Origin of the sequence: Halorussus salilacus, from assembly GCF_024138125.1 — an archaeon.
Classification (GTDB): Archaea; Halobacteriota; Halobacteria; order Halobacteriales; family Haladaptataceae; genus Halorussus; species Halorussus salilacus.
Genome location: NZ_CP099994.1, coordinates 57,478 through 69,258, shown reverse-complemented (window position 1 = coordinate 69,258; position 11,781 = coordinate 57,478). Strand labels below are relative to the sequence as shown.

Genomic DNA, 11,781 nt, shown 5'->3' with positions numbered 1-11,781 from the left:
CTCCCGCGCTACTTCTCGCGCAACGCCGCGCGCAGTCGCAGTCCGGGAGCCGTCACCGCGTACGGGAGCCGGGACTTGTGCTTCTCGCAGACGCCGGTCACCGTCGCGCGCACCGCGCCGAGTCGGGCGACGTTCCGTAGCGTCTCGGGGCCGTAGTCGAGGGTCACGCCCTCGACGCGTCCGGCGCGCTCCTCGCCGTCGAGGCGGTAGGCCTCCGCGACCGGCAGGTCGGCGCACCACCGGTCCTCGCCCTCGGGCATCTTCTCGGCCACGTCCCTCGCGTAGAGCACGCTCGGGGGCATCTCGCCCTCGCGCTGGGCGCGCTCGAACTCGTCGCGGAGCCGCGGCGTGCCGAACCGCTCGACGTACACGTCGGCGCTCTCCCGGAGTTCCCCGGGAGTGGCGTCGCCGGGAGCGACCTCTAGATGGCGGGCGTGGATTCGTGGCGGCTGGTCGAGGCCGAGGCTCGGGACCGCGTTGCCCGCCGGATACGTCTCGTCCTCGGCCGCGCTGGCGGTGTTGTGGAGCAGTCGAGCGACCTCCCCGCTCTCGACCAACTGGACCGGCGTCGCGGGTCGGACCTCGGCGTCGAACGCCAGCGCGTCCCACGACCCCGCGTGGACGGTGTCCTCGATGTCGAGGCCGTCGGGACCGATTCGGTCGCCGACCGAGTGGGGACTCATCCCCATGTATCGCGCGTCGGCCTCGAGCTGGTGGGAGGCGTGGTGGAACAGCTGTCCGGCCGCCTCGGGACTCAGCGCGACGGTCGTCTCGCCGGTGGGCGAGTCGGTCGGCTCCGCGGCCGACAGCGAACGAACGTCGGCGGCGGCGTCCTCGAAGACCGCCGGGAGTCGGTCGAGGAACGCCGCTCCCCGGGTCGACCCGGCGTGGCGGCTCACCTTCGGGCCCTCTTCCGGAGTGAGCGAGAAGGTAACGCTCGCGCGGTCGAGCGTCGTCTTGACGGTGCTACCGGTCGTCGTCCCGAGGGTCACCTCCGCGTGTTCGTCGGCGTAGTTGACCCAGACGCGGTCGAGCGCGAGGTCGTCGGTCGCGGCGAGGGCCTCGCCGACCGCCTCGACCTTCGACTCGGCGTCCACCGAGTGGATCGGCTCGTCGGCCCACCCGCCGTGGACCGCCCGGTGGGTGGTGTAGGCGTCGAAGCGCGCGGGGTCGTCCTGCGCGAGGAACTCCCCGCCCCGAATCGCTCGCGCCGCCACGTCCTCCAGGCTCTCCTCGTTGAGGCTCGTGGTGTACCGGTAGTCGGCCGCGCCGTCGGCGAAGACCCGACACCACACGCCCGTCTCGGGGAACGCGGTGACGTTCCGGGGGCCGTCGTCGGTGATCACCGCGTCGGTCTTCTCGCGGTAGACGCCAGCCACCTCGGCGTAGGCGACCGAATCGTCGCCCTCGAAGCGAGTCAGGAGCCAGTCCATCGCGTCCAGCAGTTCCCCGCGGTCCTCGTCGCGGTCGCCGGTCATGCTCTGGGCGTACGCGTCGCCACACCATGAATCCCCGGACGGAGACGAATCCGAGCGCCCCGCGCTCGGATTCGTCCCCGGTCGAACTACTCGATGACCTTCCGCATGCAGACCGCCGAGTCCGGACACAGCTCCGCGAACTCGGTCGTCTCGCGGATCGCGGACGGGGCCGACTCTCGCGGGACCTCCCCGTACCCGAGCGCGTCGAAGAAGTCCGATGCGGTCGTGGTCAGCAGGTACAGCTCCTCGACGCCCGTCTCGGCCGCGCGCGCCTCCAGTCCGGCGCAGATGCTCGTCCCCACGCCCTCTCCGCGGTGGGCCTCCGCGACCGCGACCGACCGGAGGAGTCCCGAGTCGCCGTGGACCTCGACCGCGCCGACCCCGACCGCTTCTTCGTCGGCGACGCCGACGAAGAAGCGGTCGGCCTTCTCGCCGAGGTCCCGAGTCGGGAGTCCCTCGCGCTCCAGTAGCGACCGGATCCAGTCGAGGTCGGCGTCGGCGTCTCGGAGGGGTACCAGTCGGGTCATGCGCGATACCTCGGCTTACGGACCGATATAGGTTCGCCCGGTGCCCCATCGATTCACCCGAAATTCGTGCGGGATTCCGTCGGTCGCTCGACGATGGCGGTGTCTCGCCGTGAACCTTTAACCGAGTCACCCGCGTACTCGACCGTCGATGCCCGAATACGAACCGGTCGAGTCTCCGGACGAGACCACCATCTTCCCGTACCACGACGTGACGCCGCCGACGACCCGCGATATCTACGAAGCCCGCGAGGTCGTCGAGGAGTACGTCCCCCGCACCCCGCTGGTGCGAAGCGAGAACCTCTCGGCAGAACTCGACGCCGACGTCTACCTCAAGCGCGAGGACGTGCTGCCCACCCGGTCGTTCAAGATTCGGGGGTTCTACAACCTCGTCGCCGACCTCGACGAGGAGTTCCGCGAGACCGGTCTCATCACGTCGAGCATGGGCAATCACGGGCAGGGGATGGCGACCGCCGCCCGCGAGTTCGGCGTGCCCGCGACCATCGTCGTACCCGAGACGCTCGAAAACCCCACCAAGATACAGAACATGGAGCGACTCGGCGCGACCGTCCGCAAGTGCGGCCGGGACGTGGACGAGGCCCGCGAGGTCGCTGAGGGACTCGCCGCCGAGGAGGGGTATCGGTACGTTCACGGCGGCAACGAACCCCACCTCATCGCGGGCCGGGCGAGCGCGGGCCTCGAAGTGATGGAGGACTGTCCCGAGGTGGACGTGCTCATCAATCCGGTCGGCGGCGGGTCCAGCGCCGCGGCGTACTGTCTCACGGTCGGCAAGCTCCTCGGTGCCGACGTGGTCGGGGTGCAGGCGACCGGCGCGGACGCCGTCTATCGGGCGTGGAGCGAGGGCGTCATCGAGGTCCAGGAGGAGGCCGACACCTTCGCCGAGGGCATCAAGACCCGGACGCCGTTCGGCCTCCCGCTCGAAATCATGCGCGAGCACCTCGCCGACATGGTGCTGGTCGAGGACGACGACCTCCGGGACGCCATCTACCGCCTGCTCACTGCGGACTCGGTACTCGCGGAGGGCGCGGCCGCGACCAGCGTCGCGGGCGCGCTCTCGCTCGGCGACGAACTCGCGGGCGAGACGGTGGTGCTCCCCATCTCGGGCGGGAACCTCTCGACCGCGAAGCTGAAGGAGATTCTGGACTCGCGGGCGTAGCCGTACCGCGAATATTCGAAGACGCTCGTGACTGAATTCCTCGATTCGAGGAGTACGTGTGTGCTTGAGACCGAGTATCCCCGGGAGTCGAGAGCCCGCTGTGGCGGTCTGTGCGTAGGTGGGCGGCGTGGTTCGCGAGATGCGTCGTCAGGATTCGCGCCACTTGTGGCCGCACTCGACGCAGGTGAACAGCCGAACCTCGTAGGACCCGCCCGGCTTCGGCATCATCTCGTAGTCGGCTCGGTCGCCGTCGCAGTCCTCGGCCGGACAGGGCTCCTGCATCGTCTCGGTGGAGCCCTGAGTCGCGTCGGCCACGGCGGGTGCCCCGTCGTCCCGCTGTCCGTCCTGTGTCGTCATCGCCGCTTCTGCTTGCGAGTCCCGGGGCTCCTCGTTCTCACAGGAGCGACACACCCATCTCTCGCCCTCGGTGTGCATCAGCGACCCACACTCGTCACAGAATTGCATATAACGGAACGATACACGGCCGTCGGATTTATGTGTTAACTTCCGATTCGTCGTGGATTTCAGGCAACTGCTCGTGCCGACTGCACTGAGATATCGAAGACCCAACAGGCAACGTTCGATATCACCCGACACAAACTGCGTTATCACCTGTCGGTTTCCATCCCTTTCGTTGCTGTCACCTCCCTGTCGCCCGATTTTATGCCACCCGTTACCGACTCTCTCCCCGATGCAAGTCATCGAAACCGACGACGCGCCCGAACCCGGCGGCGCGTACTCGCAGGGAATCGTCGGGGACGGCCGCGCGTACGTCTCCGGGCAGGTCGGCCTCGACCCCGAGACGGGCGACCTCGCTGGCGACGGTGGGCGTGGCCGACCTCGCCGGTCCCTTCCGGGTCGAGGTAGACGCGGTCGTGTCGCTCGACTGACCGGTCCGGCGGGTGAACGGGGCCCCGTCTCGAACCCCTCGGCGATTCGCCGCGAGCGCGGCGAATCGCCGAGAGTCCCGGGCTTCCGGTAACCAAATCCCCATGTAGCTCCTCTCCGATTGTATCTCCGTCACATGACGACCCTACCCACAGCACTCGTCGGCGACGCGTACACGAGCACCCACTCGTGGGACCTCCTCTCGGACCTCGTCGACATCGACAACCGGATGGCCGGACAGGAGGGCGAGGCCGAGGGGGCCAAACTGGTGAAGGCGGCCTTCGAGGGCCACGGTCTCCGCGACGCGACCATCACCGAGTTCGGGATTCCCGGCTGGTGGCGCGGGGACTGCTCGCTGACCGTCGAGAGCGACCGAACCCACGTCTTCGACGAGCGCTACCAGCTGGTCGAACTCCCCGGCACCCCGAGCGGCGAGGTGACCGCCGAAATCGTCGACGTGGGCTACGGTCTGCCCGAGGACTTCGAGGAGGCCGATTTGGAGGGCAAGATAGCGATGGCCTCCAGCCTCACCCCCGACGGCTACGGCCGATGGATTCACCGGGCCGAGAAGTACTACGCCGCCGCCAACGCCGGTGCCGACGCCTTCCTCTTCTACAACCACATCGAGGGCTGTCTCCCGCCGACCGGGAGCATCGGCGAAGAGGACGGTCCCGGCCCGATTCCCGCGGTCGGCGTCAGCAAGGAGGTCGGCGACCGCCTCGTCCGGTACTGCGAGGGCGGCGCGGTCGAGGCCGACCTCTCTGTCGAGTGTCGCAACGAACCCACCCAGTCGCGCAACGTCGAGGCCGTCGTCGGTCCCGACACGGACCAAGAGGTCCTGCTGACCGCCCACGTCGACGCCCACGACGTGGGCGAGGGCGCGAACGACAACGGGGTCGGCACGGTCCTCGTCTCGGAGGTGGGCCGCCTGCTCGCCGAAATCGAGGACGACCTCGAAACGAGGGTCCGCCTCCTCGTCTTCGGGGCCGAGGAGGTCGGCCTCTTCGGCGCGTACCACTGGGTCGAGACCCACGACCGCGACCGCGTGAAGTCCATCGTCAACGTCGACGGCGCGGGCTACTCGCGGAACCTCGATATCTACACCCACGGCTTCGACCCCATCGGCGAGGCCTTCCGGGAGGTCGCCGACGAGCTCGCCGTGCCCATCGAGGTGAGCGACGACATCCGACCCCACAGCGACCACTGGCCGTTCGTTCAGGAGGGCATCGCCGGGGCACAGGCCCGCTCGAAGTCCGGCGAGAGCGGCCGCGGCTGGGGACACACCCACGGCGACACCCTCGACAAGCTCGACCTCCGGGACCTCCGGGAGCTCGCGGTCGGCCTCGCGGCGGGCGTGGTGAAGCTCGCCGAACGCGACCGGGAGGTCCAGCACAAGCCCGTCTCCGAGATTCGGGACGCCACCGTCGAGGAGGGCTTCGAGGAGGGGATGCGCAACACCGGAAGCTGGCCGTTCGACGACGAGTGAGCGGGACGGATTAACCACGGCAATAGCCGACTGACCAAACGACACGGGCGGGGGCTTTCGAGGTATTCTGAACATCTGCGACGGTCGAGCGAACGCACTCAAATCGCCCCTTCCAGATACAACGGCACTCCCGAGAACAATCACACAACCGACAAGCAAAAGTTGCCGGATACTGTCGATTCGACCAGCAATCGCCATGTCCGAATCCCGAATCACCGAACCTCGATTGGAGGACCGATGACCGAGACCAGCGAGGCACTCGTCGCCGAACTCGAAGCGTTGGGCGTCGAGTACGTCTTCGGCTACCCCGGCGGGCGGGTCATCGAACTCCTCGACGAACTCCCCGACTCCGACGTCGACGTGGTCCGCCCGCGCGACGAGCGCGAGGGGAGCGTGATGGCCGAGGTGTACGGCCGACTCACCCAGAGTCCGGGCGTGCTGGCCGGACAGGGACCGTGGATCGGCAGTCTCGGCACCATCGGACAGATGGAGGCCCGCCTGTCGTCGTCGCCGATGGTCGTCCTCACGGAGGCCAGCGAGCGCGGTGACTACTCGACGCTCGCGCCCTACCAGCAAGCGAGAGGCGACTACGGCGGTCTGAACCTCCCCAAAATCTTGGACGGCGTGACCAAGGAACACTGGTTCCCGCGCTCGCCGACCGAGACCCTCCGGAGCGTCCAGTTGGCGTTCAAGCACGCCACCGCGGGGCGTCCCGGCCCGACCGCGGTCATTCTGGACGGCGACGCCGTCACCGAGGAGGTCCCCGAGGACCCGATACCGCCGGTCTGGGACGCCGACGAGCAGGTCCGAAACTGGGACGCCGCGCCCACCGACTCCGACGTGGCCGACGCCGCGGCGGCGCTCGGCGACGCCGAGCGCCCCGCGGTGATTGCCGGGAACGGTGTCCACGCCGCGCAGGCCTACGACGAACTCGAAGCGGTCGCCGAGGCCTACGACGCGGTGGTCGTGACCTCCTACCTCGGCAAGTCCACGATTCCCGAGACTCACGACCTCGCGGGCGGGGTCATCGGCTCGTTCGGCCACGAGGGCGCGAACCGGGTCGTGAGCGAGGCCGACGCCCTGCTCGTGGTGGGGTGTCGGATGAACCCGATGGACACCAACTGGCAGGCCCCCTCGTTCATCCGGCCCGACGAGCAGACCATCATCCACGCCGACGTCGACACCCGGAACGCGGGATGGGTCTACCCCGCCGACGTGGGCCTCATCGGCGACGCGGCCGAGAGCCTGCGGGCGCTCGCCGACGTAGCTCCGGACGGACACGCGCGGTCGTCGGCGTCCGAGGACGCCGACGACCGCGCGAGCGACTGGCCACGGGGCCGGGCCGCCGAGGCCCGCGAGTCGTTCTCGGTCCCCGCCTGCGACTCGGACGCCTCGCCCGTCAAGCCCCAGCGCGCGGTGAAGGAGATAGAGCGCGTCGTCGACGAGGACACCATCGTCACCGCCGACTCGGGCAACAACCGCTTCTGGCTCCTGAACTACCTCCAGACCCCGGGCGTCCGGACCTACTTCGGGTCGGGCGGCGTCGGCGGGATGGGGTGGGCGACCCCCGCGGCCGTGAGCGCGGCCATCACCACCGACAAGGACGTCGTCGGCGTCGCGGGCGACGGCGGGTTCGCGATGACGATGACGAGCGTCGAGACCGCGGTCGAGCAGGGGGTCGCGCCCACATTCGTCGTGCTCAACGACACCAGCCTCGGCATGGTCCGCCAGATGCAGGACGGCGAGGGCGACATCGCGGGCGTGGAGTTCCACGATACCGACTTCGTGACAGTCGCGGAGGGCTTCGGCGCTGAGGGTCGGCGCGCGACCACCCCCGACGAACTCCGCGCGGCGCTCGAAGAGGGGACGGACGCCGACGTGCCCACCGTCATCGACGTGCGAATCGACCGCGAGGAGGACATGGCCGAGCAGTTGCAGTCGTCGTTCTACGCCGAGGTCGGCGGGCTACACGAGTAGCCGGTCCGGGACCGGGAAACCGTGAAGCCCTTGAGGACTCCGTTCCTCGTCTCGTACAATGGCAACCGAGGACACGTCTCCGGCGAGGGAATCGAACCTCCCCTCGCCGGTGTATCTCGTCGCGGCCCACCTCGCGGTGATCGTGGCGGTGGTCCACCTCACGATGGGGCTGTACAACTGGTTCCGGTGGGCCAGCGCCGGGTTCTTCCTCCCGCGGGACCTGCGGTGGCCGCTGTTCACCGTCTCGGGACTCGCCATGGTCGTCGGCATGTTCCTGGCGGCGCAGGGACGCTACCGCCGCCCCATCTACGCAGGCGGCGTCGGCCTGATGGCCGTGTACGTCCTCGGGTACTTCGGCTGGCACACGAGCGGCCACCGGCCCCGGCTCTTCTTCGGCCGGGGGTCCAGCCACGAGGGACCGCTCGGTCAGTTCCTGCTCGACCACCTGTTCGCGGGGCCGGTCGAGTTCGTCTCGCTGACCTCGGAGGTCCTGCTCGCGGTGATACTGGTCTACCTGCTGATTCGGGACTCGGGGTGACCGACGGCGGTCGGCTCCCCCGAGGTAACAGAATTGACAGTCCCGGACAGTTTAGCCGGTACGGTCCGTAGTCGGGACGCATGAGCTCAGCAGACCCGCGGGGGATTCAGGCGTTCCCCGACGAGCTACGGGGCCGAGAGTCGTGGCTGGAACCGTTCGACTGGTATCGGGAGATGCGCGACGAACGCCCGGTCAGATACGACCCCGAGCGCCGGTCGTGGGACGCGTTCCGGTACGAGGACGTGAAGGCGATACTGGACGACGACGAGACGTTCTCGGTCGACCCTCGCAACGCCGACGACTTCGTGGAGCCCGAGCGCCCGGGCGAGGGTCTCATCTTCGATACGATGCTGTTTCAGGACCCGCCGCGCCACGACGACCTCCGGAGCGTCGTCGAGGAGGCGTTCCGACCGCGCGCGCTCGGGGACCTCGAACCCCGGATTCGGGAACTGGCGACCGACCTGCTCGACGATGCGGTCGGCCGAGACGGCGGAGAGATGGACGTGGTGACCGACCTCGCGTACCCGCTTCCGGTGACCGTCATCGCGGAGCTGTTGGGCGTTCCGGCCGACGACCGCGACCGATTCAAGGCGTGGTCGGACGCCCTCGTCGCGGCCGCGAGCGACGACGACGAGGAGTCGGCGGCGGTCGCCGAGCGCCAGCAGGAGGCCCAGCAGGAGATGGCGTTCTACTTCCTGGAACTGATAGAGGAGCGCCGCGAGGACCCCCGCGACGACCTCGTGACCCGAATCGCGACCGCCGAACTCGACGACGGGGAGCGCCTCTCTCGCGAGGAGGCGCTCGGGATGTGCATCCTCCTGCTCGTCGCGGGCAACATCACGACGACGAACCTGATAACCAACGCGGTCCGGTGTTTCGCGAACCACGACCTGTTCGACTCGCTCCGGGGCGACGACGCCGCGCTGAAGCCAGCGCTCGAAGAGGTCCTGCGCTACCGCTCGCCCGTGCAGGCGATGACGCGCATCGCGACCACCGACGTGACGATGCGGGGCGAGTCTATCGAGGCGGGCGACCGAATCGTCGTCTGGCTCGGGTCGGCGAACCGCGACGAGCGCCGGTTCGACGACGCCGACGCGTTCGTCCCCGACCGGTCGCCGAACCAGCACCTCGGGTTCGGCCACGGCACCCACTACTGTCTGGGCGCCCCGCTCGCGCGCCTCGAAGCCTCGGTCGCGCTGTCGGCGCTCGTCGACCGCCTCGACGACGTTCGACTCGCGGATACCGAGCTTCGACCGACCCGAAGCTCGTTCATCTACGGGGTCGAGTCGCTCCCGATTCGGTACGAGGTCGGCGGCGAGTAGCTCCGAACCGGCCCCATCCCCCGCGCTCGCGGTGAGCCGTGTCGTACACTTTTTTTACGGCTCCGGACAGATTTGCGAGGTGATGACCGAGACAGAGACGGTACTCGTCACGGGCGGCACCGGATTCATCGGCTCGTACGTCGCAGAGGACCTCGTCGAGGCGGGCCACGACGTGGTGGCCTACGACCTCTCGACCGACGACCGCATCCTCGAAAAGCTCGGGGTCGCCGACAACGTCGAAGTCGTCCGGGGCGACATCACCGACCCGACGAGCGTGACGCGGGCGGTCCGGGAGTCGGGCGCGACCCGCATCGTCCACCTCGCGGCGCTGCTCACGACCCTCGCCCGCGAGAACCCCCGCGGCGCGGCCGAGGTCAACGTCATGGGCACCAACAACGTCTTCGAGGCCGCCCGCACCCTCGACGATCAGGTCGAGCGCGTGGCGTGGGCGTCCTCGGCCGCGGTGTACGCCCCGCCCACCAACTACGACACCGAGTGGGTAGACGAGGAGGACCTCGTCTACCCCGACACCCTCTACGGCGCGACCAAGGAGTACAACGAGCATCAGGCGAAGGTGTACTTCGAGGACCACGACGTGAGCCACGTCGGCCTGCGCCCGACGGTCGCCTACGGTCCGTATCGGGAGACCGGCGGGTCGGCGTTCCTCGCGAACATAATCGAGAAGCCCGCGCTCGGCGAGCCCTTCTCGGTCGAGTACGGCGACCAGGTCATCGACTGGCAGTACGTCCGGGACATCGCTCAGGCGTTCCGGAAGGCGGCGTTCGCGCCCGAGGCCCACCTGAGCCAGCGCATCTACAACGTCCGGGGCGAGGTCGCGACCATCCGGGAGGCCGCCGAGACCGTCGAGGGCATCGTCCCCGACGCCGACGTCGAGGTCAGCGACGAGGGCGAACTCCCGTGGACCCAGAAGCTCGACATGACCGACGCGCAGGCCGACCTGGGCTACGAGCCGGATTTCGACCTCGAAACCGGATTCCGCGAGTACATCGACGTGCTCCGCGAGGAGAACGGACTCGAACCGCTGGAGTAGCGAACCGCTTTTTTCGGCCCCGGACGAAAGCCGCGCATGGAGAAAGTCTCCGTCGAGGACGTAGAGAACGAGCGGAACCCGCTGGAGGTCCACGGCGTTCGCAAGCCGGTCTCTCGCGCGCTCGGGACCGACCACTTCGCGATGAACTACTTCGAACTCGCCCCCGGCGAATCGTTCTCGGGTGGTCTCCACCGGCACAACGACCAGGAGGAGGTGTTCTACGTCGAGTCGGGAACCGCGACCTTCGAGGTCGGACTCGACCGCGAGGAGGTCGCGGTCGAGTCCGGAGAGCTGATTCGGTTCCCGCCGGGCGAGTTCCAGAAGGGGTACAACGACCACGAGGAGACGGTCGAGGGGTGGGCGCTCGGCGCGCCGGGCGCGACCCACGACTGGGACGAACTCCAGTCGCGGGCGTTCTGTCCCGACTGCGAAGCCGAGCGCACCCACGACGTCGCGCTCTCGGAGGGAGCGTTCGAACTGACGTGTACCGACTGCGGGACCTCGCAGGGGTGACCCCCGCCCTCGCGTCACGAAGGCGAACGGTCACCGAATCGCGAGCCCGAGTACTCATCGGGCCACGAACGCGAACGCTCACCGGGCCACGAACGTGAACAGGCCGCCCTCACCGGGTTCGGCGGTCTCGTCGTACCAGCCGTACGTCTCGACCGACAGCCCCAGCGCGTCGCAGACCCCCGCGAGGTACTCGGGGTCGTAGTCGGTCAGCCGGTGGGTGTCGACGAAGAACTCGCCGTCGGGCGTGAACACCAGCGAGTCCCAGCGGTACTCCGAATCTCCCACCTCGTGGACGTGGGTCAGGCGGGCGTAGGTCCCCTCGTCGGCGGGGTAGGTCTTGAGGCGCGGTCCGGTCCCCTCCCCGCGGGTCGCTATCTCGTCGAAGACGAGGACGCCGCCCGCCGCGAGGCGGTCGGCGACCGCGCGCAGGCTCTCGGCGAGTTCGTCCGGCCGCAGGTGGTTGACGACCGTGAAGGGGAGCCACGCGAGGTCGAAGGCCCCTTCGACCGGGAGGTCCGGGAGCGTCCCGACCCGGAACTCGGCGTCGGACTTGGTCCGGGCGCGCTCGACCATCGCGGGGTACTTGTCCACGCCGAGGACCTCGAACCCGGCGTCTCGGAGTCGCTTCGCGTGCTCGCCGGTGCCACAGCCGACCACCAGCGCCCGCCTGTCGCCGGTCTCCGGTCGCGCGCCGTCGGTCTCGGTCCGGCCCTCGAACCGCGAGACCACGAATTCGGTCTCCGCGTCGTAGTCCTTCCGGGCGTAGAGGGCGTCGTACACCTCGGGATGCTCGGCGTAGAGGTTCTCGCTCATGGCTCTGTCTCCGG

The 11,781-nt window shown here is 68.8% G+C and carries 12 protein-coding genes; 8 read left to right on the top strand and 4 right to left on the bottom strand.

Annotation, left to right across the window (positions count from 1 at the left end):
• Positions 1 to 8 precede the first annotated feature (8 nt).
• Positions 9 to 1,478 (bottom strand): TldD/PmbA family protein, encoded by a 1,470-nt coding sequence (locus tag NGM10_RS15960; protein ID WP_253484472.1) that lies wholly within the window; start codon positions 1,476 to 1,478, stop codon positions 9 to 11.
• A gap of 86 nt (positions 1,479 to 1,564) precedes the next feature.
• Positions 1,565 to 2,005, bottom strand: coding sequence for an arsenic resistance N-acetyltransferase ArsN2 (gene arsN2 / locus NGM10_RS15955; protein WP_253484470.1), 441 nt, complete (start codon positions 2,003 to 2,005; stop codon positions 1,565 to 1,567).
• Between the two features lie 148 nt (positions 2,006 to 2,153).
• On the opposite strand from arsN2, the gene NGM10_RS15950 reads away from it, so the two are divergent.
• Positions 2,154 to 3,179: a threonine ammonia-lyase gene (locus NGM10_RS15950; RefSeq protein WP_253484466.1), complete on the top strand. Its 1,026-nt coding sequence runs from the start codon at positions 2,154 to 2,156 to the stop codon at positions 3,177 to 3,179.
• 147 nt (positions 3,180 to 3,326) lie between these two features.
• On the opposite strand, the gene NGM10_RS15945 is transcribed toward NGM10_RS15950, so the two are convergent.
• Positions 3,327 to 3,644 carry an RPA12/RPB9/RPC11 RNA polymerase family protein gene (locus NGM10_RS15945; RefSeq protein WP_253484463.1) on the bottom strand — a complete coding sequence of 106 codons (318 nt, stop codon included), beginning with the start codon at positions 3,642 to 3,644 and terminating at the stop codon, positions 3,327 to 3,329.
• 226 nt (positions 3,645 to 3,870) lie between these two features.
• Here NGM10_RS15945 and NGM10_RS15940 point away from each other — a divergent pair, with 226 nt between their 5' ends.
• The 7 genes from NGM10_RS15940 to NGM10_RS15910 all read left to right on the top strand — a co-directional run bounded on the left by NGM10_RS15940 (position 3,871) and on the right by NGM10_RS15910 (position 10,954).
• A complete protein-coding gene (locus tag NGM10_RS15940; RefSeq protein ID WP_253484460.1) occupies positions 3,871 to 4,161 on the top strand; it encodes a Rid family hydrolase in 291 nt (96 codons plus the stop codon).
• A gap of 42 nt (positions 4,162 to 4,203) precedes the next feature.
• Positions 4,204 to 5,553: a M28 family peptidase gene (locus NGM10_RS15935; RefSeq protein ID WP_253484457.1), complete on the top strand. Its 1,350-nt coding sequence runs from the start codon at positions 4,204 to 4,206 to the stop codon at positions 5,551 to 5,553.
• A 237-nt stretch (positions 5,554 to 5,790) separates the two neighbouring features.
• Positions 5,791 to 7,530, top strand: coding sequence for a thiamine pyrophosphate-binding protein (locus tag NGM10_RS15930; RefSeq protein ID WP_253484454.1), 1,740 nt, complete (start codon positions 5,791 to 5,793; stop codon positions 7,528 to 7,530).
• A 58-nt stretch (positions 7,531 to 7,588) separates the two neighbouring features.
• On the top strand, positions 7,589 to 8,068 hold the full coding sequence (locus NGM10_RS15925; protein WP_253484452.1) for a hypothetical protein: 480 nt from the start codon (positions 7,589 to 7,591) through the stop codon (positions 8,066 to 8,068).
• Between the two features lie 80 nt (positions 8,069 to 8,148).
• A complete protein-coding gene (locus tag NGM10_RS15920) occupies positions 8,149 to 9,390 on the top strand; it encodes a cytochrome P450 (protein ID WP_253484450.1) in 1,242 nt (413 codons plus the stop codon).
• An 82-nt stretch (positions 9,391 to 9,472) separates the two neighbouring features.
• Positions 9,473 to 10,441 (top strand): NAD-dependent epimerase/dehydratase family protein, encoded by a 969-nt coding sequence (locus NGM10_RS15915; protein ID WP_253484448.1) that lies wholly within the window; start codon positions 9,473 to 9,475, stop codon positions 10,439 to 10,441.
• 36 nt (positions 10,442 to 10,477) lie between these two features.
• Positions 10,478 to 10,954, top strand: coding sequence for a cupin domain-containing protein (locus tag NGM10_RS15910; protein WP_253484446.1), 477 nt, complete (start codon positions 10,478 to 10,480; stop codon positions 10,952 to 10,954).
• Between the two features lie 78 nt (positions 10,955 to 11,032).
• Here the strand turns inward: NGM10_RS15910 and NGM10_RS15905 are convergent, their stop codons facing one another.
• A complete protein-coding gene (locus tag NGM10_RS15905; protein ID WP_253484444.1) occupies positions 11,033 to 11,767 on the bottom strand; it encodes a class I SAM-dependent DNA methyltransferase in 735 nt (244 codons plus the stop codon).
• Positions 11,768 to 11,781: the final 14 nt, after the last annotated feature.

What these genes read in the sequence shown, in the direction of transcription:
- NGM10_RS15960 (WP_253484472.1), bottom strand. Translation starts at nt 1,478, where the DNA reads ATGACCGGCGACCGCGACGAGGACCGCGGGGAACTGCTGGACGCGATG.
- arsN2 (WP_253484470.1), bottom strand. Translation starts at nt 2,005, where the DNA reads ATGACCCGACTGGTACCCCTCCGAGACGCCGACGCCGACCTCGACTGG.
- NGM10_RS15950 (WP_253484466.1), top strand. Translation starts at nt 2,154, where the DNA reads ATGCCCGAATACGAACCGGTCGAGTCTCCGGACGAGACCACCATCTTC.
- NGM10_RS15945 (WP_253484463.1), bottom strand. Translation starts at nt 3,644, where the DNA reads ATGCAATTCTGTGACGAGTGTGGGTCGCTGATGCACACCGAGGGCGAG.
- NGM10_RS15940 (WP_253484460.1), top strand. Translation starts at nt 3,871, where the DNA reads ATGCAAGTCATCGAAACCGACGACGCGCCCGAACCCGGCGGCGCGTAC.
- NGM10_RS15935 (WP_253484457.1), top strand. Translation starts at nt 4,204, where the DNA reads ATGACGACCCTACCCACAGCACTCGTCGGCGACGCGTACACGAGCACC.
- NGM10_RS15930 (WP_253484454.1), top strand. Translation starts at nt 5,791, where the DNA reads ATGACCGAGACCAGCGAGGCACTCGTCGCCGAACTCGAAGCGTTGGGC.
- NGM10_RS15925 (WP_253484452.1), top strand. Translation starts at nt 7,589, where the DNA reads ATGGCAACCGAGGACACGTCTCCGGCGAGGGAATCGAACCTCCCCTCG.
- NGM10_RS15920 (WP_253484450.1), top strand. Translation starts at nt 8,149, where the DNA reads ATGAGCTCAGCAGACCCGCGGGGGATTCAGGCGTTCCCCGACGAGCTA.
- NGM10_RS15915 (WP_253484448.1), top strand. Translation starts at nt 9,473, where the DNA reads ATGACCGAGACAGAGACGGTACTCGTCACGGGCGGCACCGGATTCATC.
- NGM10_RS15910 (WP_253484446.1), top strand. Translation starts at nt 10,478, where the DNA reads ATGGAGAAAGTCTCCGTCGAGGACGTAGAGAACGAGCGGAACCCGCTG.
- NGM10_RS15905 (WP_253484444.1), bottom strand. Translation starts at nt 11,767, where the DNA reads ATGAGCGAGAACCTCTACGCCGAGCATCCCGAGGTGTACGACGCCCTC.